This window comes from Thermodesulfobacteriota bacterium (assembly GCA_034189135.1).
Taxonomy (GTDB): domain Bacteria; phylum Desulfobacterota; class Desulfobacteria; order Desulfobacterales; family JAUWMJ01; genus JAUWMJ01.
Genome location: JAXHVO010000115.1, coordinates 26,415 through 49,065, shown reverse-complemented (window position 1 = coordinate 49,065; position 22,651 = coordinate 26,415). Strand labels below are relative to the sequence as shown.

Annotated in this window: 17 protein-coding genes; 9 read left to right on the top strand and 8 right to left on the bottom strand. The window is 43.5% G+C overall.

What is annotated here, in order from left to right:
- Positions 1-275: 275 nt before the first annotated feature.
- The 4 genes from SWH54_16695 to SWH54_16680 all read right to left on the bottom strand — a co-directional run bounded on the left by SWH54_16695 (position 276) and on the right by SWH54_16680 (position 7,130).
- On the bottom strand, positions 276-2,327 hold the full coding sequence (locus SWH54_16695) for an ATP-binding protein (GenBank protein ID MDY6792905.1): 2,052 nt from the start codon (positions 2,325-2,327) through the stop codon (positions 276-278).
- Between the two features lie 123 nt (positions 2,328-2,450).
- A complete protein-coding gene (locus SWH54_16690) occupies positions 2,451-3,371 on the bottom strand; it encodes a phosphate/phosphite/phosphonate ABC transporter substrate-binding protein (GenBank protein ID MDY6792904.1) in 921 nt (306 codons plus the stop codon).
- Between the two features lie 279 nt (positions 3,372-3,650).
- Positions 3,651-4,028: a response regulator gene (locus SWH54_16685; GenBank protein ID MDY6792903.1), complete on the bottom strand. Its 378-nt coding sequence runs from the start codon at positions 4,026-4,028 to the stop codon at positions 3,651-3,653.
- Between the two features lie 309 nt (positions 4,029-4,337).
- Positions 4,338-7,130 carry a molybdopterin-dependent oxidoreductase gene (locus SWH54_16680; protein MDY6792902.1) on the bottom strand — a complete coding sequence of 931 codons (2,793 nt, stop codon included), beginning with the start codon at positions 7,128-7,130 and terminating at the stop codon, positions 4,338-4,340.
- A gap of 838 nt (positions 7,131-7,968) precedes the next feature.
- Here SWH54_16680 and SWH54_16675 point away from each other — a divergent pair.
- From SWH54_16675 to SWH54_16635, 9 genes are all read left to right on the top strand, one after another.
- The gene (locus SWH54_16675; protein ID MDY6792901.1) at positions 7,969-8,376 is read left to right on the top strand and encodes a hypothetical protein; all 408 of its coding nucleotides are present in this window, start codon (positions 7,969-7,971) and stop codon (positions 8,374-8,376) included.
- A gap of 172 nt (positions 8,377-8,548) precedes the next feature.
- Entirely contained in the window at positions 8,549-10,252 is a 1,704-nt protein-coding gene (locus SWH54_16670) for a sulfite exporter TauE/SafE family protein (protein MDY6792900.1), read from the top strand.
- Between the two features lie 334 nt (positions 10,253-10,586).
- A complete protein-coding gene (locus tag SWH54_16665; GenBank protein ID MDY6792899.1) occupies positions 10,587-11,183 on the top strand; it encodes a hypothetical protein in 597 nt (198 codons plus the stop codon).
- Between the two features lie 62 nt (positions 11,184-11,245).
- Positions 11,246-11,749, top strand: coding sequence for a hypothetical protein (locus SWH54_16660; GenBank protein MDY6792898.1), 504 nt, complete (start codon positions 11,246-11,248; stop codon positions 11,747-11,749).
- On the top strand, positions 11,746-12,918 hold the full coding sequence (locus SWH54_16655; GenBank protein MDY6792897.1) for an ATP-binding protein: 1,173 nt from the start codon (positions 11,746-11,748) through the stop codon (positions 12,916-12,918). Before SWH54_16660 ends, SWH54_16655 begins: the two co-directional genes overlap by 4 nt.
- 8 nt (positions 12,919-12,926) lie before the next feature.
- Positions 12,927-14,318 carry a sigma-54 dependent transcriptional regulator gene (locus SWH54_16650; GenBank protein MDY6792896.1) on the top strand — a complete coding sequence of 464 codons (1,392 nt, stop codon included), beginning with the start codon at positions 12,927-12,929 and terminating at the stop codon, positions 14,316-14,318.
- A 3-nt stretch (positions 14,319-14,321) separates the two neighbouring features.
- Positions 14,322-14,807, top strand: a complete 486-nt coding sequence (gene tsaA / locus SWH54_16645) for a tRNA (N6-threonylcarbamoyladenosine(37)-N6)-methyltransferase TrmO (GenBank protein ID MDY6792895.1) — start codon at positions 14,322-14,324, stop codon at positions 14,805-14,807.
- 10 nt (positions 14,808-14,817) lie between these two features.
- Entirely contained in the window at positions 14,818-15,570 is a 753-nt protein-coding gene (locus tag SWH54_16640) for a sulfite exporter TauE/SafE family protein (GenBank protein ID MDY6792894.1), read from the top strand.
- Positions 15,571-15,751: 181 nt separating this feature from the next.
- Entirely contained in the window at positions 15,752-17,005 is a 1,254-nt protein-coding gene (locus SWH54_16635) for an MFS transporter (protein MDY6792893.1), read from the top strand.
- A gap of 67 nt (positions 17,006-17,072) precedes the next feature.
- On the opposite strand, the gene asnB is transcribed toward SWH54_16635, so the two are convergent.
- From asnB to SWH54_16615, 4 genes are all read right to left on the bottom strand, one after another.
- On the bottom strand, positions 17,073-19,064 hold the full coding sequence (asnB, locus tag SWH54_16630) for an asparagine synthase (glutamine-hydrolyzing) (protein MDY6792892.1): 1,992 nt from the start codon (positions 19,062-19,064) through the stop codon (positions 17,073-17,075).
- Between the two features lie 220 nt (positions 19,065-19,284).
- Positions 19,285-20,697, bottom strand: coding sequence for a type I glutamate--ammonia ligase (gene glnA / locus SWH54_16625; protein MDY6792891.1), 1,413 nt, complete (start codon positions 20,695-20,697; stop codon positions 19,285-19,287).
- A 189-nt stretch (positions 20,698-20,886) separates the two neighbouring features.
- Complete coding sequence (locus tag SWH54_16620; GenBank protein MDY6792890.1) at positions 20,887-21,225, bottom strand: P-II family nitrogen regulator; 339 nt, start codon at positions 21,223-21,225, stop codon at positions 20,887-20,889.
- A gap of 54 nt (positions 21,226-21,279) precedes the next feature.
- Positions 21,280-22,578 (bottom strand): ammonium transporter, encoded by a 1,299-nt coding sequence (locus SWH54_16615; GenBank protein ID MDY6792889.1) that lies wholly within the window; start codon positions 22,576-22,578, stop codon positions 21,280-21,282.
- Positions 22,579-22,651: the final 73 nt, after the last annotated feature.

The following is a 22,651-nucleotide window of genomic DNA, read 5'->3' as shown; positions in this document are numbered from 1 at the left end:
ACTTAATAAATAAGATCAATGTCTTACACGCCCCCTATCTTCTCAGTTTAACCGATACAGGCAGAGACGATCAACGCCGCCGTGGGATTCAGTCCCCTGGGGCTGGCTCAAAACCAATTGAAGCGAGATAGCTGCCGTACGTTTATTTCCAGACAGGATTGATAAGTATGGTGACAGGCCCATAGGCGATTCCCCGGTCGAACCGAGCTAAATAAAATGGAAAAACGTATGTTTGTTTCAGCATGCGCCTGGTTCAAGTTACATCACCTGATATATCATTCAACACCAATATGTTCGACATGATCGAACTCTATTTTTTGTTTTTTATTCGATACCGGCAAATGTATAATAAAAAGTGTACCTGAGGTAATTTTTCCTTCTTTGTTTATTTCAGACGAAGGCGGACTCTCGACCTCTATCTTTCCGTTGTGCTCTTGAACGATACCGAAAGTAACCGCCAGACCGAGACCGGTCCCCTTTCCTACAGGCTTGGTGGTATAAAAAGGATCAAATATTTTGTCAATTTCTTCAGGCTGAATGCCTTCTCCTGTATCGAGAACGCTTATAATTATCTCATCAAGCTGAACATTATAGTGTGTTGAGATGGTGATCATACCATCACCACGAATGGCATCAAACGCATTATTTACCAGGTTGATAATTGCCTGTTTAATCTTTTCCTTATCTCCTATCATAGTCGGCAAATCAGGATCCAGCCGTCGGACAAGGGAAACCCGGTCAAGACTGAACGTGTGTTCCACCACAGAAAGGACGTCTTCTATGGTATCGTTTATATTTATTGGACTCATGGTGCTTTTGGTGCGACGGGAAAATCTTAACAGGTCTGATACAATCTTTTTGCAAATCCTGGTTTGTTTTTCGACTATCTTTAGATCATTATAAGCCTGACTGTTAGAATCTCCTTCCTCGAGCAAAAGCTGCACATATCCTAAAATGATACCCATCGGGGTATTGATCTCATGCGCGATACCGGCGATGAGTTGGCCGATGGATTCCATTTTTTGGGCATGGGAAAGCTGTTCCTGAATCCGTTTGAATTCTGTAATATCACGACCGCTGCATAAAAGTCCCCCAATTTTCCCGTCAGCCTCATAAACTGGAATTTTAACCATGTGAAGCCATCTGCTGCCCTTGGGGCCGGTAATACTGTTTTCTTTAACCATTGGTTTGCCCGATTTCAGAATCCTGCGGTCTTCCTTCAAGTATTTTTCCGCCTGTTCTTTAGGAAAGAGATCGTAATCGGTTCTGCCGATAATTTCTTGCTCCCCTCTACTGACCAGATCACAAAAAGACTTGTTTGCCGCCAGGTAAATCGAATTGATGTCCTGCAATGAAACGAAGTCGGGTGTGGCATCCAGTACAGTCTTGAGAAGCTGGCGCTGTTCTTTCAATATTTTTTCAGAATTTTGCAGTTCGGACAGATGCGTTTTTAAAGACAGGGCCATGGTATCGAAACTTTCTGCCAGGCTCTGGATTTCATCACCGGCGCACTCATGGTAAACTTGACAGTTTTTACAGCTTTCTATTTTTTGGGCATAATCACCCCCTATGCAGTCAGGGCATAAAGTCCCTGCCAGGTACCAGCAGCGATTATAAACTTCTCCGTATGCCGGACATTCTTTTTTATTGCACTTCATAATCTCCCAGCAATTTTTTTTGAGTAACGGAGCGGTCTGAATATCAAGGTTTCCCATAAGGGCCTGTTCCGAAGATTTATGAAGGATTTTGACGCGGCGGGTGACAGAGACAGCCACAGCTGTGCCTACGAAAATAGCAATAATAATGACGATTCCTGTTGACAGGAAGGTACTCCACCACAGGCGATAGATCGCTTCCTGGATTTTGGTCCTAAGTAAACCGATCCGAACAGTTCCAAAACGATCTTCGTCAATGATAATGGGAAAGGCGTAGTCGTAAATAAGCTGTTTGCCTGTATCCAGCAGGCGGGCACTGTATTTCTGAGTGTTGGAAACCGTATTTGCTTCTCTCAGTTCAACAGGAAAACCTCCCTTAAAAGTATGCACAAGGGGTTTGTCCATGTCATTCAGAACGAAGGTATAGAAGATATCATCACTCAACTGGACGGTTTCATCCACCAGCGTTTTCATGCGCAAAAAGTCCACCGCCAACACAGGTTCTGCCATACGGGCTGCCAGAATACTCCCGATGGAAATTCCACGATTTCGATTTTCCTCCAGCAGCGCTTCTTTCATAATCATGCTGACGACAAACAGGATGACCATTCCAAGAAGCAAAAGCAGGGAAAAAAGACCTAAATAAATTTTGCTCTGAAAACCGAGTTTCATAACATATTACTCGAATATGAATTTTTCTGCCGCCAGCAAAGGCTATTCCAGTTCTTTAACCGTTCAGGAATCGCAATGACTTATTTTTCCACCAATAAACACTAAAATAAGTCTTATAAGCTGCTAAAAGCCCATACCCAAGTTGGCTGCCAATTTTCTAACCGGATTAAAATCCTGGTCCACGGAAGATATGACCCCCATGATTTTGGCTGTCTGCAGTATTTTTCGGTGTTCTTTGGCGTTATAATTGAGTTTCAACAGGGCCCGTTTGATCTTTTTCACTATTTCAGGCGACAGATCTTTTCGCGCTGCATAGACCCAGCCGGGATACCATCGAGAGTTGGCCACCACTCTTATTTCGTTGATGTCAATTTTGTCCGAAACCACGTTCAAGGTTCCTTCCCGTATGGTACCGATATCGTATTTCCCGGCATAAACGGCCAGAACCACCTTTTCCTGCTTGCCACCCGGACCGGGAGAAAAGGCAATTTCACTGAAATCCGCTTTCGTTAAGCCATGTTCAAAAAAATGTCCCAGGGCATAGAGATAACCGCCTGCAGAAGTTCGATCAACAGCAATCCATCGTTTTCCCCGGCAATCGGCAATGCTTTTAATGCTCCTGTTATCAGCGCGACAAATAATCTGCCCGCGAAAGTTTTTCCTGTTATTCATTTCAACCACACGGGAAAAGGCATGGGCACCGTATGTATTTGCTATTTTTATATAGATAAACGGGTTTGAGTAGGAAATGTCAATTCTTCCCTGCCCCACCATTTTGACATGCTCGTTAAACGTATCGGGAAATATCTGCTTTATGATCAGTCCTGTTTCTTTTCTCAGGTACTCAACCAATAAATGATGCCGGTGATAAGAGACAGTGTGTGAATATTGGGGGAGATACGCATAGGTGATGATATTTTCATCTTCCCTTAAAATAACCTTCTCTCTTTTGCTCAGGTCTATCCTTTGGGCAGGTTGCTCCTGACCGCATCCTGCCAGCAATAAAATCAAGATTAATATCGGGCTGAACAATCTTTTCTTCATCGATTACATGTCCCAAAACCGCAGATTATCCTTGGATACCGGATTAATATCATTGCATTAATAAAGCAATTTGGCAAGGTTATTTTGAGATTGGCAGGGTGGGTCCTTTTGGGCAAATCATACCAAAAGGCAGGTCTATGGATGACCTTTTGTTAGCTGAAAATGGGTTGGGTTGGTCTGAAGGTTGCTTCAGGTGTTTGATTTACAGTTTGCGGGGGTTATCTATCCGAGCATTATGAAAAATCGCATCCTTGATCGTGACCCTTAAACCGAGTCTTTTCACTTGAAAACCGGTTTTTCGCTTTTTAATACCTTTTCCACTTTTTTCTCCAACTCTTCCTTATCCAACGGCTTAACACAGTATTCGGTTGCTCCCAGCTTCAGGGATTCCAGCGCCGTCTCTACGGTGGGGTAACCGGTAAGCATAATGGCACGTATTGAAGGAGTTATTTTTATTAGTTCATTCAACACCTCAATACCGCTCATCTTTTTTAATTTGATATCCAGAATGGCCAGGTCTATCTCATTGGATCTGGTAAAATCCAGCGCATCTTCCTCTTCTGTAAAGGTAAATACTTCGTGGCCTTTTTTTTGCAAAATCCTTTTTACCAGATTACCTGCATCCAATACATCATCTAATACCAATATTTTGGCCATCTATTAACTCCTCATTTATTTCTCTATCTTTCGATAAAACATGCGTATCATAAAAACCGCGTGTTTGCTATCCTCATCCTCAATATCCTACTGTTTTTGATGTTTCGTCTCATTTTGATCCTGATGATGCCGTTATGATAATTGTTTATAGGTAAAGCTGGCTTCAGAGAGGAAAAAATCAGGTAATTTAAGATGAACCCGCTTACAGGTTCGTCCGTTTTGTTTTGTCAGCAGATAGCCTTTTCTTTTTTTAACTCAACGGCCGGGGCAAAGTTGTCCCGGCCGTTTAAGCAAACTGAATTTTTCAAGTTATATCTTTTCTACCCTGGTTTTTATATACTTGAGCAACGGCGTGCCGCCCACCTTTTCGGTGTAATTGGGTTTCATAATCCCAGGCGTATTTACCCCGCCGAACTGGGGAAATTTAGGATCGCCTTCCAGACCGCGAATGTGTCCGAAACCACCGCCCGAAGCAACGACACCCTGCATAATTCCCCATGTAGGCTTGGCTTTTATTTCCACCTCTCCCCATGGCGATTTTACTCTAACTTTGTCACCCTCTTCTATTCCCAGTTCCTGGGCATCCAGCGTGTTGATCCACAAAGGATTGCTGCTATTTATCTTCATAAGCTGAATGTTGTTGAAAGTAGATGAGTGTTCATGCTCGAAAAACCTAAAATTTCCAAAGATAAAAGGATACTCATCATCCGGTGCCAGCTCTGGATCAGGCTCTTTATAGTCGGGAAGCGGGTCTATGCCTTTTTCCTCAGCCACGGTATTTAAAAAATTGTACTTCCCCGTAGAAGTCTTACCTGAAGACCCATAGCCATCCGGTGTATTAAAGGAACCCCACTTCTTATACTTATAGTACTCAGATTCGTCGGTGATGATAAATCCTTTGTCCTTGAGCTCGTCGTAAGACCAGGGAGTCCCGGCAAGTTGATTGCGCTCTGCTTCTTCAATGTCGTCCCATGGGAAGTGTTTGCCAAGACCAAGCCTGTTGGCCAGTTCCTTTGTTATCAGCCACATGGGTTTTGAATCATACATAGGCTTTACCACCTCGGCATAATAGGCGATGAAGGCCTCATAGAGCCAGTCAGCCTTTACCTGGCTCTGCTCCAACCAGGATGTGTCGGGCAGTATCACATCACAAAGCAGCGCTGTGTTGCACATAAATGCCTCAATCGAAGCCTTGAAATCCATCATTTCAATGGCCTTGGTTATGGCCTCCTGGTTCCCCCATGAAAGCACCGGATCACCGAAATAATTGATCATACCTTTAAGCTTTCCGGCCTCAACATCCTCTAGAAGATACGCCGGCGCCCAACCGGTCCAGATGCCGAACTTATTTAGTTTGGGAGCATCTGTGGCGGCAGGTTTTTTCTGCCCATTTCCCCAGACCGGTTTCAGCTTGCGCTTGAAAGGCAGAGCCGGCCCACCGGGTGCATCAAAAGTGCCACAAAGACCGTTGAGTGCCTGGATAGCCGCAGTACCATACATTCCATTCGGGACCTGTGCCAGGCCGGTCCAGGAGATACACCCCTTATTCTTGGCCATGGCGAATTCCCTGGCAATACGTTCAATAGTTTCAGGCGGCACCCCGCTTATCTTACCTGCCCACTCCGGATTGCGGGCAATACCATCCTCATCACCCATTACCCTTTTCTTAAACTCCTCAAAACCGTGAGTCCAGCTTTCAACGAATTCCTTGTCATAAATTTCTTCTTTAATGATCACATAGGCCATACCCAAAGCAACGGCAGCATCTGTGGCCGATTTAATCGGAATCCATTCGGTAGCCGCCTTCGCGGTATCAGAGCGGCGTGGGTCAAAGACCACTAATTTGGCACCCCGTTTTAGGGCTGCACGAAGTTGCGCCGTCTTGCGTTGACTGTAGGAGCTAGCCAGCTCATTCATTCCGAAATGAAGAATATAATCAGACTCCTGATAGTTAATCCAGGGTCTCTTGTCATTCAGGTTTTTCTCATTGGCCATGCGGTTGGCATTGTCGCACATGGGTCGGTGGGTGGTCTTGGGGCAACCCAAATGATCAAACAGGGCCTCGTGAATCGAGTTGGCAAAATCATTGCCTCTCATATATCCTAGCTTACCCTGCTCAATACTCTTTATTCCTTCAACCACTCGATCTAAGGCCTCATCCCATGTGGCCTTCCGGAAACGGCCATCCTCTTTAATAAGAGGCGTTTTAAGCCTGTATGCCGAATAGACATGTTTGGCCGCTGCCGCACCTTTGGGGCAAAGCCTGCCGCCCCCCTTCGGATCTCCCTGCAGACCGCCAGTACTCATAAGTATACCGTCCTTAACCTTGGCCGTCATGCCACAGAGTGCCCCACAGGTATAACAGTGAGTGGGGACTTTCTTTTCCGGTTCCGGTTCTATAGCGCCTTCAACCAGGGTAAAATAAGCAGGATCCAGGTTAAGTGATTCACAGGCCGGAACCATTTTTCTGGTAACCTCTTCGCCCCTGGTAAAACCCTCCAGCCTCATACTCTCACACATCATGGCGCCCCGGGTAAAGTGGGCCAGACCCTGATAAAAATCGGTCTTGGTGGATCCGACAAGCTGGTCGCAAAATGAAGAGACCCATTTTGTATACTTGTTTTTAAAAAAATCTCTGTATAGATCTTCATTCCCATTTTCCAGGAGATAACGGAGAAGCTCCATCTGCACGGCAATGTGTTCCTCCAGATCTTTGTAATCAGGATTCTTAGAAACACCTGCTTTATGGAAATATTCTCTCAGCTCAAAAACAGGTTTCTGCATCACCACCGGGTCTCCGGTCACATGACAGGATTCATACGGAAAGACAGGATTGACACCGGCGTTCAGAAAGATATCCGCGTAATCGTAGCTAAGCTCTTTCTGAAGCTTTTCTGCATCATTGTCTTTTAAACACCTGGTTATCACCTCCGCACCATTTATCAAGTCCAGAAACCCGCAACCGGTGACGGACTCGTTGAACCCATCCAGAAACTCATCCTGTTGCATTGCCTTAATGAGCTCCAAAGAGATCTCGTCACGAAAAAGGGTGGAAAGAAACTGGTATCTCTTTGCACGTGAATTCATATACTCTACATCCATAAAATCTCCTCCTTAATAATATTTTTGAAGTTTATTAAAACCAAATAACTCACAACTAGATTGTGCGGTGAAAAGCAGAAAAGTAGTAAAATTGATGAACTCGTAAAAAAACCAAGTGCGCCGATAGTGACATCCCAGGGGGAAGGAAGTCCACTGTGTCTACATGACCGCTGTTAATCGATAAATACTAATAATATCAATTCAATATGAATGTTTCGGCAAAATAACTTCCCTGGGTCTTGCCACGTGTCATGGTGAGAGTAACGAAACAATCTCATTGACTGCATCTATTTTAAATCAAAAGACTGCTTCGCCGCATTACTCCTCGTAATAATGGCCAGAAAAATTTTTTACGAGTTCATCATATAGTCCATCTATTACAAGCAATATTCATACCAGCAGAAAAGTTAAACTTAAATACTTCCAATTCAGCCATGGATGTTAAAAAAATATTTAAATTCAATAAGATGAGTTCATTTCGCGTTATTTTTTGCCGTATCAAATCCGAGCTGAAAATAAATATTGGAAGGAAATCGCAATATAATTCATGCATTGATAAAAAAAAATTGCACCAATATATCATATTCGATTTAAACCTAATTTTAAAAATCATGGGTGGGTGCAAAATTATTTATTCACATTTAAACTTCCTCCAATGGTCAAATATTTTTTTTTGGCCTTAATGTATCAGTATCGATAATTCTGTATCACACTGATTTTAAACTATTAATTCGCTTTATCTATAAAAATTATTAATTTATTGATTGTTTTTAACAGTTAATGGCATACAGCTTGCTTATTTCTCCATAATTTAAAGTGATATGGTTATATCCGGAGCATGATGATTGACCTAAAGGGAAAGGCCCCTTTGCTGGGTAAGTTTGCTTATTGCACACTATCGGGTATATTTGGCACGGCAGTCCTTACAATCTTTTTGGCTGTTTTCCTGGAGCCATACCGTGTGGTGCCGTTTATACCGTGGATAATTGCATTTAATACGGCAATGACCGGATATTCCCTGGTAGATAAAACCAGGGAAGCCATAAAGTATAAACAAATATCCTCCATTGGCGCTGGTTTTTTAAACGTTATCATCACTTATATTATTTTAAGTATCACTTCTTTTTATTTGTTTGACGAAAATCTGTTTACCAAGTCGGATTTTGTTCTTTTTGTGGTAATCGGTATTATTTGCAGTGAACTGGGTGCACTGCTGGCAATAAAATATTTTAAATTAAGCAAATGAATTCATCAGGGTTTAAGTTTTTGGTTAAAGCCCATTGCAGATAAAATTTTATCAATTGGTTAAAACTTAAATCGCTTAAAGTTAATGTTACTTTTTTAGAAATTTTCCAAAGAAAGGGGGGTCGTTTTTACAAATTAGGAGATGATTTTATTAACCTTAAAAGGAGGAACCAATGAAAAAATTTTTACCGTTGTTCAGCGTGTTACTTTTCGCGGCTGCTATTGTCATAGCAATTCCGGGCACCACACTGGCGGGAACGACAATATCTGCTGCTGAATACAAAGCCGGCGACAAAGTGACCATAGAGGGGGCTATCGAACCGGGCAAGGATCTGTATATCGCCATTGCACAATCGAAGATGTTTTCGCCGGCGGATACAAACGGTACCCATGAAGTCAAAAGGCTGAAAAAAGATGGGAAGAAAAAAAAGTTTAACAATGATACAAAAATTCCACCGCTTTATTATATGCTCACTACCAATCCGGACGCCTTTGGTAAAGAGGGCAAAAAGAGATTCGGTGGCCCATCGGTTCTCCTGGGTAAGGGTAGAGGAATTTACTCCACCACCATGTACAAACTGAAAAAGAAGTTTGGCGATGTGGATGCTGAAGCCAAATCCATGTTGGGCCCCATCAATTCAGAAGACCAGTGGAATTTTCTTAAATACGCCAACGAGTCTAATTACGGTATCAACACCATCGTTAAAGAGAGCAGCAAGGTGGGCAAGGTAACGATTTTTTCCCGTACCGTCATCACTGACGAAGGAAGCGGCAAATACTGGGATAAAAACACGTCAATCAAGTTGGATAAAGCCACGGGCAAATTTACCGCTTCATTTAAAACTTTTCGCCATACACCACCGGACACTGCTTTTGACGTTTATGTCAACGGTGAAAAAAGCGGTTCCTATAATGTGGCCAAAAACGGATTCTGGCTGACCAAGGGATTTCGCTATATGAACCCCATCTGGATTATCATCGGGGCGATACTGGTAGGAACATACTTTTCCATGATCGGAGCAGCAGGCGGCATGCTCATGGCAGCATTCCAGATATTGATTGTCCATACCGCCGGTCCGGTGGGCATCAATGCCGCTAACGTGCTGAAACCCTCCAACATGGCTTTAACCCTGTTCTCACCCCTGGGGTCTTTCTATCGATATGCCGTAAAGGAAAGGCGAGTGGCCTGGCCGGTGGGGATCTCCTTTGGGGTCGGCATTTTCATCGGCTCCATCTGGCTGGGAAAATATGTTTCCGCAGTCCTGCCCATGAAAGCGTATAAGGAATGGCTGGCCGTCCTGGTGGTCCTCATGGGTATTCAGACCTTGAGGGAAATGATGCCCAAGGTCATGGAGAAACGAAAAAACATCAAAGCCATGGTTAAGAAGTTCAATGAAGCCGTCGCCAAAGCCAAGGCTGAAGGTACTTCTGTCGAGATGGGCAAGATTGAACCGGTAAAATCAGGCATTACGGATTACCGGTTTAAGTTCTGGGGCGAAGAGTTCAAAATCAATCCCCTGCTTTTTGCCATTTTGGGTCTTGCCATTGGTGTGGTGTCAAGATCTTTCGGAATCGGTGGAGGATTTTTGCTGGTGCCTGCCATGACCACGCTTGGTGCACTCCCCATGTACGTGGCGGTTCCGATTTCACTCATCGGCACCTGTTTTTCCAGTGTCGGCGCATTCATCGGATACCTGATGACCGGTTACTTTCCGGACATGTGGCTGATGATTGCCATTATCATCGGTGGATTTGCCGGCGGGATGCTGGGCAGCCGGGTCCAGAAGTTGTTCAGTGAAAAAACTCTGAAGGTCGTTCTGGCCATTACCCTGTTCTTCCTGTTCTTCAGATTCTTTAAAATTGAAATCTGGATATAAGCGGTAACTGGAACGATAAATAAAAGGGGAGGAAGGGAAAACTTCCTTCCCTTTTTTCATTTTTTGGGGCGTTTAAAATAGAACCCGTGCTTTTGACTGCAGTAAAATTTAAAATAGCGCATAATTGAAAATCTGAACCGCAGAATATATGACCAAGTTATTCTATCAATTTTAGGGTTGTCCGTTAAGGGTTGATCTGTTACAGATAGCAAAGATGTACCTTTCACTTATGATAGTAATGCCGAGCAATGAAACATTCCTGTTATAACGACGGATTACTGACCACAACGAACTGAAAATTGAGCATCTTTCGCTTAATTGGGATCTTACTTAAATGGAACAATTATTAGACAGTCTGTGGTTTAAGATTTTAGATTTAATCGATTTTTTTGAAAGTTTTTTTGATTTTGTTTTCGCTCCGTTAAACTTTTTCGGGCCGGCCTTTGCCATATCAGTCATTGCTCTCCTTACAGTTGTAATAACAAAAATTCTGACCAAACTGATTAAAACCAAACGATACGAAGCACTGACAAAAGAGTTCAAGCACTGGTACAATATTCGCCAAGAGGCCATGAAATGTGAAGATTCAGAAAAGGCCAGACTCCTGGCAAAAAATATTGATCAGGCAAAACTGAACAAGGTTTATTATGATTTCTTTTTTGAAGGATTTATGCTCAGCATTGTGACAAAGTATCTTCCCATTTTAATCTTTGCCGCTTATGTTAATGAAGCGTACAGAACTGAAAATTTGATTAAGGTTTTTGGGCGTGAGTATGTATTCAAATTCGCCGGTTCCGGACCAAATCCTGTTCTGGTGGGAGGTGTCTTCTGGTTTATCGTGTCAATCCTTGTTATTTACCTATGCTGGTTTTTTATTAAAAAAAAGTATCAGAAAGTCATGTTAAAAAGAAACCAGTCGGCTAAAGCCTGAAATTTGACACAGTGCCTCATCAATTTTCATGCAACATTCAGTTAAGCAAAGAAATCTTAATTATGAAAAACAGAGTCTACACCGTTGTTTTTTTTGTTGCCGCTTTTTTGTGGACAATTTTAAGCCCGGACCCGGCTCTATCCACCTGTGATTATGGCCGCCCGGAGGGTGTCCATATCCATCAGCTCGCTCATATCTTTTTTATCATTTCCATGGGAATTCTGATTTACCGGCTGAAGAATAAACAATGCCTCCGGTCACCAGGCTGGAAATTCATCCAGTATTCAGCCTTTTTTTTTATCCTGTGGAGCCTGGATGCATCTGCAGTTCATTTTCTGGATGAACAGCTCAATATTATCCAGATAAAAACAATTGGACTCTGGCAAGTTAAGATCAATGATTATTTTGATAACAATCTTCTAAAATTTTTTTACTATCTTGCCCGAATGGACTATCTGCTTCTGCTGCCCGGGTTTATCTTTTTATATTATGGCTTAATACGCCTTTTAAATGAAAAGCCGCTAAATGATTCAATGCCTGATGGTTTGAAAAAGGAGCAGGCATGATTATTTCTTCGTTACCCATATCGATTGTGGATCTTGCAGGCTCGATCTTAGTGGCCGTCTTATCTCTTTTTTGCCTGAATATTGTCCGCAAACTGATGAATAAACATCCGGGTAAGATCATCTGGGAATACTTTTTCTGGCTTTGCTTCTCCCTCGCCCTTTTTGCAGTTTTTAGATCTGTTGGTCATATTGCAACATATAGCCTTTTACTGTCAGGCAATGAATGGATATCGAATTTGATAATCCCATATACAGGGGCTGTTAATTCATTCATGCTTATAGTTGCAGCGGTGGTTGCCTTTTTTTTTTCACGAGTATGGAAATTTACCCCGAATATGATAACAGAAACAGAGAAAAACAACGCTGATTCAATATTCCCGGTGAATGAAAGTGCGAATAAGGATTCCTCGGATTTTGACAGCGCCATTAATTACCCTGTTGGTGATAAAAAACAAAAAAAGTTAATGGAAAACCAGATGGCCCAGGCCGATAAACTTGCCTCCATCGGACAGCTTTCAGCAGGGGTGGCCCACGAAATGAATAATCCCTTAGGGATTATTCTGGGCTATACTCAACTTCTTTTAAGGGATGAAGACTCTGAAACTGAGCGGTACAAAGATCTTAAAACCATTGAAAAACACGTAAAAAACTGCAAATCCATTGTCGAAGATCTGCTCAGTTTTTCCAGGAGCTCAAACCCGGAATGGGAAGTAATTAACATTCATGAAGCAATAGATGATGTGCTAAATTTTATCGTGCATCATGCAGATCTTGATAAAGTAGCAATTATCAGAGATTATGATATAACTATTCCCCCGATACTCATCAATGAAAGAAAAATAAAACAGGTGTTCATGAACCTTCTCATGAATGCAAAACACGCGGTCGGCAATACCGGAACCATAAAAGTAGCCACCAAGTTGGTTCCAGCGAAAAGCCAGGCCTGTATAAAAGTAATTGATACAGGCTACGGCATTGAAAGAAAGAATTTATCCCGGATTTTCGATCCTTTTTTTACAACCAAACCCACAGGGGAAGGGACCGGCCTGGGCCTGTCGGTGAGTTACGGAATAATAAAAAATCACCACGGTGAAATCCTGGTGGAAAGCAAGCGGGGAAAAGGCTCCACCTTTACCATTTTTCTTCCAGTTAACTTGAGACAAAAGTGAATCTATATATGAAACGATCTATTTTAATAGTTGATGACGAGATGGACATGCTCCAGCTTTTAAAGCGAAGTCTGGAGCCGGATTTAAACTGCACGGTTGAAACAGCGCTATCAGGAGAAGAGGCTCTGCAGTTACTTGAAAGAAAAATGTTTGACCTGGTTTTAGCCGATATAAAAATGCCGGGTATGAACGGTCTGGAACTTCTTGAGTTGATAAAAAGAGAAAATCCTGATCTTACGGTGGTAATGATGACCGGCCACGGCGATATAGAAATGGCTGTCAAGGCCATGAAAAGAAGTGCTTATGATTTTATTACCAAGCCCTTTGATCATGATGCGCTTGTGCTGCGGCTGGAAAAAGCTCTGGAAAGAAGCAGCCTGCTTATGGAAAACATCAGACTCCAGAAAGAATGCCGCGAAGGTGATGTGTTTCAAAATCTGGTAGGTAAGAGTACAAAAATGCAACGGGTGTATGAGACCATTCGGATGGTGGCAAAAACAGATCTGACGGTTCTTATCACCGGTGAATCAGGGACAGGAAAAGACCTTTCCGCCAGAGCCATACACTCATTAAGTAATCGCCGATCAGGACCTTTTATTGCGGTTAATTGCCCAACGGTACCGGAAAACATACTTGAAAGTGAGCTTTTTGGCTATAAAAAGGGAGCGTTCACCCATGCCACCCATAATAAAACAGGTCTTTTCCAGGCGGCCCACAGGGGAACCATATTCCTTGATGAAATTGGGGATATCAGCCCCACCATCCAAACTAAACTGCTTCGGGTCTTGCAGGAAAAAGAGATTAAACCTTTAGGCGATACCAGAACCTTTGAGGTGGATGTGCGCATCATCTCTTCTACCAACCGGAATCTTGAGAAAAAGATAAAAAATACCGAGTTCAGGCAGGATTTTTTTTATAGACTGAATGTACTTCCTTTGGAGTTGCCTCCGCTCAGAAAACATCGAGAGGATATCCCCCTTATCGCCAATCACCTGCTGGAAAAGCACAGCAAAAAAATGGAAAAATCGGTGAATAAAATATCCACGGAACTCATGGAGATTTTTATGCAGCAGACCTGGGAGGGGAATGTCAGAGAAATGGAAAATCTTATTATGCAAGGCATATTATTTTCCAGCACCGACGAAATTACACCCCGTGATGTTGGCTTTACAAAGATTACCAAAAACAACGCTTTCACCGGAAGAACCTTTCAAGATGTCTCATATAAAGATGCAAAAGAACAGGTGTTAAAGCAGTTTAACGCCGATTTTATCGGCAACCTTTTGACAACCAGCAAAGGAAATGTGACACAGGCTGCACGACTTTGCGGACTTGAACGTCAGGCACTTCAACAAATTATGCGTCGTTACGGGATGAAAGCCGAACCTTTCAGGAAATAAACGTTGAAAAAAATAGAATATACACCGATCGGAAGAATACGCACTCCCTTTAAAACACCTGCGGGAACGCCGATCCAGCCGGCCGGGTCTGGCGGGATGAAGGCTGAAGTTGAAGTATTTTCAGAGTATGCTGAAGGTCTTGCAGATCTTGAAGGGTTTTCCCATATCATACTAATTTACCTTTTTCATCTGGCAAAAGAGTATAAGTTAAAAGTAAAGCCCTTTTTAGATAATCAGCTTCACGGCCTGTTTGCCACCAGAGCCCCGGCACGACCCAATCCCATAGGAGTATCGGTTGTACGTCTTGTCAGGATAAACGACGCGGTGCTTCATATAGAAGATATCGATGTGGTGGACCAGACTCCCCTGTTGGATATCAAACCGTATATCCCTGAGTTTGATATAAGAAAAGCGGACCGGATTGGATGGATTGAGAAAAAAGCGAATAAAGTCAAAAATACTCAAGATGACGGCAGGTTTGCCACCTAGGAACTGATTGATGAATTTTGTTGTTTTACTTTTTGTTATTTTCCTCTCTTCCTTTATCCTGACCATGGTGGGTCTGGGAGGAGGGCTGATATTCTCTCCCCTTTTTATATTGCTCGATTTCCCCAAAACCATGGCTGTTTCGGCCTCCCTTTTCTTAAACGGAATTGCCGCAGCTTCGGCCACCTATGTCTACATCCAAAAAAAGATGGTCGATTTTCCGGTTTCCCTTCCTTTGATCATCACCTCGTCTTTGGGCGCACCACTTGGAGCGTTAACCACCCACCACATTAATTTAAGGCTTTTCCTGGGGATAATGGCTATAGTGATTTTTCTCGCTGCATTAAGGATGCTTTTTTCCAAACAGGTGAAAAGCCGTCACCAAGGCGTGAGTCGGCTTAGAAAAATTATTGGTGGAGGCCTCATCGGACTGGTGATCGGTGTTATGGCAGGACTGTTTGGAATTGGCGGCGGCGTATTTATAGTACCCCTCCTTATCTACTTTCTCGGCATTCCTACCAAGAGTGCGGCTGCAACATCTATGTTTATCGTTTGTTTTTCTTCTTTCACCGGGTTTGTCACCCATGTGTCCATAGGAGAAATCGACTGGAAATTTGTTTTACTGGCAGCGCTATTTTCTTTTGCCGGAGGCCAGATCGGCTCACGCATTATGTCGGAAAAACTTAAAGGCAGAACCATTCGCATCATCTTCGGAGTTGTGCTCCTGCTATTTAGCGCAAAGCTTCTTCACCGGGCATTCATGTAACTAGAGCTTATTTAGGTCTTGTTTCTAATTGACACCCGCTAACCCTTGAAATATAAACCTGTATTACTATGTTAACGCGGCGTATATTCTGTATGGAAAACCGCGTGTGGTTACGAATCCATTATAGTAGTTGTGATAAATATGTTTCCGTTGCTAAACCATTTAGAAAGGACTCACCTTTTTGTCAAATCTGACTGAAACAGAAAAAACCTATCGAATACACTGGGCCTGGTTGATTCTGGCCGTCTGTTTTTGCAACCTGTTCATTAATTATTCCATTCGGCTCGGTTATGGAGTGGTCCTGCCGGAGATGATTCGTGATCTCGAATTCAGCCGCACGGCAGGCGGTTCCATTTACAATGCCTATCTTTTTGTGTACCTTGCATTGACGCCTTTCACCGGGTTTCTCACCGACAAGATGGGAGCCCGCCGGGTGATTGCCGTTTGCTCACTGATTCTGGGAACAGGAGTATTACTGATGGGTACCGTCCGCAGCCTGCCTGATGCCTGTATTTTTTACGCTATCGTGGGTCTTGGTGCCACCGGTATGTGGACACCCGTGATTACCGTTGTTCAGCGCTGGTTCAGCCCTAAAAAAAGGGGACTCGCGCTGGGAATCATTTCTACCGGATACGGATTGGGATTCGGAACCATGGGAGCCGCATTCCCCTGGATTGTCCAGCAGTTTAACTGGCGCTTTGCCTGGTATTTTCTCGGAGCAGCCGCCCTGGTGATGTTCCTCTTTAACAGCTTGTTGCTAAGAAGCAACCCCGAGTCCGCCGGCTTTGAACCTTGGGGGCAGACGAAAAGAGTTGATTCAGCAAAAGTCGTGCGAACAGAAAAAGTCTCATTTATAGAAAAGGTATTAAAGCAAAAACCGTTTTGGATGATCGGCTTGTCTTATTTTTGCATCGCTTACAGCCTCTACGGCATTACCACTTTCATGGTGGACTTTGCCAAATATGAAATGGGGTTGCCCCTTTCCAAGGCCAGTTTTCTAGCCACCATTCATGGTGTTTGTCAAATTATAGGAGTATTGACCATTCTGCCTCTTTCGGATTATCTGGGGCGAAAAAAAACCATTCTCATTTCCAATTTTGTCATAACCATTGCATTGACCGGAATTTTGTTTGTCAGTCAATCCTGGATTATTCTGTATATTCTAGTGGGCATTTTAGCGGTTTTCTATGGGGTCACATTTCCCATTTACGGGGCATGTGCCGGTGACTATTTTCCCAGAGACCTCATGGGAACCGTTATCGGTGCCTGGACCCCTTTTTACGGAATGGGTGCAATACTGGCGCACTGGGCATGCGGTATGCTGCGAGATATCACCGGAAGCTACAGCATTGCATTCAGCATCAATGCAGTCATGGCCGCACTCGGATTTTGCTTTTTCTTAATAATAAAAAAAAGTAAAATTGAGAGTGGTTAAACCATGCGCAACGAGTAAGCCTGCGATAAGAAGTAAAAATCATTTCGATTGATAATTTTTAACGTCATTAATCTGAAAGGTTAAAGATTTTAACATCCTGCAACTTTTGAACCGGAAAAGCCTGAAAGCTTCCTATAAACTGGTGATCTAAAAGCTGTGTTGAAAGAATTCCTACCAGCGCCATATTCTCTCGTTCACTTAAAATCTGCCCGTCCTTATCTCGGCATTTCGCTGTTAGGTGTGATACTTTTTTAGGGTCGAAGTAGCCGTTTTTCCTGATGGCGCTTTCACAAAGCAAGTCCTCTACATAATCTACAGGCTGATCCTGAAAAAAGCACTTGCTTATGGGGGCACGATACGGCTGTTTTGGTCTGTCAATTAATTCAGTGGGTATAATCCCGCGAGCTGCCTGTTTTAAAATGAATTTTTCTTTGAGCCCGTTCATTCTGTAAGCTGGCGGCACCCGTGTGGCAAACTCTACCACGCGATGGTCGAGAAACGGATAGCGCCCTTCAACAGAATTTGCCATGGCCATGCGATCTCCCTGGGAAGACAAAAGATAGTTTGAAAGGAAAAGACTGACCTCCGTGTACTGCGCTCTTGATAAAGGATGCCATGACATAAAACCCGAGGGCAACGTTGAAACAAACCGATCAAAAAAACTGTTGAGACTATCTGTTTCCTTTTGTAACTCAGCAGAAAAAAAATTTTTAAGTCTGGAAGTATTTTCCCACCTGAGCAAGTGCGAATAAGCGGGCGAGTCGGTTTCTAAAAGACCCCTTTTGAAGAATCCTTCCAAGAATGCTTTTGCCTTTTCTTTTTGTCGGGCAAAAATATAAGGATAAAGCCTTTCAAGGAGCATTGGCCGCATGACGGAATCAGGATTTCGCGCCCAAAACCTGCGCACCCTGTCTTCTTTAAAGATATTATAACCGGCAAATATTTCATCAGCCCCTTCACCTGTTAGTACTACCTTGAAGTTGTTTTCCCTTACCAGTTTTGAAAGATGATAAAGCGGCGCCGGAGCCGTCCTTAATATCGGGGCTTCCGTATGCCAGATCACCTGAGGGAACACATCTCCGATATCTTTTTCTGAACACCTGATATCCCGGTGTTCGGTTTTGAGAGCTTTAACCGCAGTTTTCTGAAAAGAGGTTTCATCAAAACGGCTGTCCGTAAAGCTTACTGAGAAAGTCCGAAGCAAATTATTGAAATTTTGCTTTACCAGCGCACTGGTATAGGTGCTGTCAAGCCCGCCGCTTAGATAAGCTCCCACAGGAACATCTGCGCGCAGCCTGATACGGGCAGAATCACGAAGCAGATCTTTTAATTCTTCAGTCCATTCTGAAAGGGACCGCTTATCAGGGTTCTCGTCATTTTGACTGTTGAAAGATAATTTCCAATAGCGATGGATGTTGAAACCCTTTTTGCCGAACATGGCATAATGGCCGGGGGGAACCTGTTTAATATCCTCAAAGGGGGTGGAAAAATTCACCGGCGTCCAGCAGGTAAATATATCTGAAAGCGTTTGGGTATCAAGCTTTCGAGGAATCAACGGATCTGCAAACAATGCCTTTATTTCAGAACCGAATACCAGCCGGCCATTTCTTTGATGATAGAAAAGAGGCCGAATGCCCATGCGGTCACGCCCCAGCATCAGGTTTTTCTTTTTTTGGTCCCACAGAGCAAAGGCAAACTGGCCATTCAGATTCTTAATCATTTCCGGGCCCTGTTCTTCGTACAGGTGCACCATGACTTCAGTATCGGTTTGAGTGTAAAACCGATGACCCCGTAAAATTAAACCTTCACGGAGTTCAGGGTAGTTGAATATTTCACCGTTAAACACGATCCACACAGATTGATCTTCATTATAAATCGGCTGAACACCGCCGCTAAGATCTATGATACTCAATCTTGCATGGGCCAACCCGGCGTTACTGTCGACATATATGCCGGAAGCATCCGGACCCCGGTGGTGGAGAAGACCGATCATGCGCCTGAGTAAATCCTGCATGTCTTCTTTAGAGCTAAAATTAATTATTCCCGCTATTCCGCACATAGCAAATAGGTTTGAAAGCTATTTTCCACTTCTATATAGCTGGCTTTTGGTTTAACGTTATGGTTAAAAAGCCTCGATTCTCAATAGAGTCATTTGAATCAATGGTATAATAGAAAAAGTGATATGAATAAAAACCCTTACTATAAATTGATAACAAATCATGTTGTCAAAAGCAATCAGCCCTCCGAAATTACGGAGGGCTAAACCCTTTGATGACAAACTATATATCAAAATAGAGGAAAAACTCGTGGGGATGAGGTCTGAGTTTCACCGGATTGACTTCGTTTTCCGTTTTGTATTCAATCCACATGTCGATAGCATCCTGAGTGAAAACATCCCCTTTTAACAGAAACTGGTGGTCTTCTTTTAATGCATTAAGCGATTCGTCCAGTGAGCCGGGAGCGGATTCGACTTCAGCCAGCTCTTCAGGTGGAAGATCGTATATGTTTTTATCAAGAGGCTCACCGGGATCCATCTTGTTCTGAATACCGTCTATAACAGCCATAAGCATAGCGGAAAATGCCAGGTAGCCATTACAGGAGGGATCCGGCGTTCTGAACTCTATCCGTTTTGCCTTGGGGGACGCTGAATACATGGGAATTCGGATTGCCGCACTTCGATTGCGACTTGAATAGGCCAGATTTACCGGTGCTTCAAAACCGGGAACAAGCCTCTTGTATGAGTTGGTGGTGGGATTTGTAAAGGCACAAAGGGCCTTGCAGTGCTTTAAAATTCCACCAATGGCGTATAAAGCTTCCTGAGATACTCCGGCATATTGATCTCCGGCGAAAAGCGGTTTATCTGAATTCCAAATGCTTATATGTGTATGCATACCTGTTCCGTTGTCTTCAAACAACGGTTTCGGCATGAAAGTAACGGTACGATTGTGACGATGGGCAACGTTTTTCAAAACATATTTGAACCACATCAGCTGATCCGCCATCTGAAGTAACGGCTTAAAGCGCATATCAATTTCCGCCTGGCCGGCGGTAGCAACCTCGTGGTGCTGGCATTCAACATCGATGCCCAGGCTCTCTAAAACCAGCACCATCTCTGTTCTCAGATCCTGAAATTTATCCATGGGAGGAACCGGGAAATAGCCTTCTTTGTGCCTGGGCTTGTAACCCAGGTTGGGATCTTCATCTCTGCCTGTATTCCAGACCCCTTCGATGGAATCAATTTCATAAAAAGAACTGTTGCTTGATGACTCGAACCGGATATTATCAAAGATAAAAAACTCCGCTTCAGGACCAAAATATGCGGTGTCACCAATTCCGGTGCTCTTCAGATAGGTTTCGGCCTTTTGGGTAATGTACCGTGGATCACGAGAGTATGACTCTCTCGTCACCGGATCAACAATATTGCCTATCAGCACGAGAGTCTGCTCTTTGAAAAAAGGATCTATTTGTGCAGTAGAAGCATCAGGAACTACCAGCATATCACTGGCGTGAATCGGCTGCCACCCACGGATACTCGACCCGTCAAAACCGAATCCGTCTTCAAAACTCGCCTCTTCCAGTTCGCTGACAGGAACTGTAAAATGCTGCCATACACCCGGAAAATCCATAAAGCGGATATCAACAACCCTGATATCCTTTTCTTTAACCATGTCTAATACTTGTTTTGCTGTCATAATAATATTTCTCCTTTAATAAATTATTGTAATTGCATAGGCATTTAGGTTGAAGGCTGAAGACTGGTAGAAAAAGCACATTTTAAAGACATGTTTCATGTAAGAATCACATTCTGTTAAAGTACTGCAATCGTGCTTTACTGACCCCTTCAACCTAAACAGCTTCAGACTAACTACGTAAGTAGTAAATCAAATGGCATCTTCCCCTTTTTCTCCGGTCCGCACCCTTATCGCCTGTTCAATTGAAACTACGAAGATCTTTCCATCACCTATTTTGCCGGTGTTGGCCGCATCGCGGATTTTATCTACAATTTCATCTACTCTGTCGGCTTCGACAACGATTTCGATCTTTATCTTGGGAATAAAATCCACCACATACTCTGCACCACGGTATATCTCCTTGTGTCCCTTTTGTCTTCCGTATCCTTTCACTTCAGAAATAGTCATCCCCTGGATGCCTATTTCATTTAAAGCCTCTTTGACATCATCCAGTTTAAATGGTTTGATAACCGCCTCAATTTTTTTCATAATCTGTCCTCCTGCCTTGTAATCGCAATTTTAATCTATCTATATAATGAGCTTTTATACTTCCTGTATTTCAAACCCTCTCTCACCATGTATGGAGCTGTCCAAACCCATTATTTCGCTTTCCTCTTCTACTCTTAAGCCGCTGGTGATTAATTTTGTCACATATATTACAATGATGGTTCCGACAGCTGTGAAAACCGCTGTGGCAACTATGGAAACAAACTGGATCCAAAGCTGTTTCGGGTTCCCATAAATCAGACCCTTTGCTCCTTCGGTTATTGCCGGATTGGCAAAAATTCCGGTTGCAAGAGCACCCCAAATACCACATACGCCGTGAACGCCGAATGCATCTAAAGAATCATCATAACCCATTTTTTGCTTGAGTACCGCAACAGAATAAAAACCAAGAACTCCAGCAACGAGTCCGATAACAATCGATGCGGACAAGTTGACAAACCCTGCTGCAGGTGTGATTGCAACCAGCCCGGCAACCACTCCGGATGCCATTCCAAGTACGGTCGGTTTTTTATTTACCAGCCATTCTGTAAACATCCAGGACAGGGCGGCCATGGAAGCAGAAGTGTTGGTAACCAAGAAAGCGGACCCGGCAACGCCGTCCGCGGCAAGCTGACTGCCAGCATTAAAGCCGAACCATCCAAACCAGAGAAGCGCCGCACCCAAACCGGTGAACACGATACTAGAGGGAAACATTGCTTCTTTACCATATCCGATCCGCTTGCCTACAACTAAGGAAAGAACGAGGCCGGCCACACCGGCATTGATATGCACCACCGTCCCGCCGGCAAAATCAAGCGCGCCCATTTTCCCCATCCAGCCGCCACCCCACACCCAGTGGGCAATGGGGCAATAAATGAAGGTGATCCACAAAACAGTGAAAACAATCCACGAAGAAAATTTCATTCTGTCAACAATAGAACCAAGAACAAGGGCCACAGTAATACAGGCAAACGTCATCTGAAAAAGTAAAAAGACATATGTCGGAATAGAACCGGTAAGGCTGTTCACACCGACTCCGGCTAAAAACAGATTTTCCAGACCACCTATTACCCCTCCTTTATCAGAGCCAAATGCCAGGGTATAGCCCCACATCATCCAGATCACACTCGCGAGACAATAGGCAACAAAAGTCATTGCAATTGTATTGAGAAGGTTTTTGTACCGTGACATTCCGCCATAGAAGAGCGCCAGACCCGCCGGTGTCATCACCATAACCAGAGCTGTGGCCACGATAATCCATGCAGTGTCACCTGAATTTAACATATCAGCCGCAAAGGCTGATGAAAAAGGTGCCAATAAGATATTCACCGTTAAAATAATTTTTTTAAATTTCATGTTAGATATTTCTCCCGTATTTATTGTTAGGTTTAATAGATTTTACCGCTTACATCGTGTCAAAAATAACATT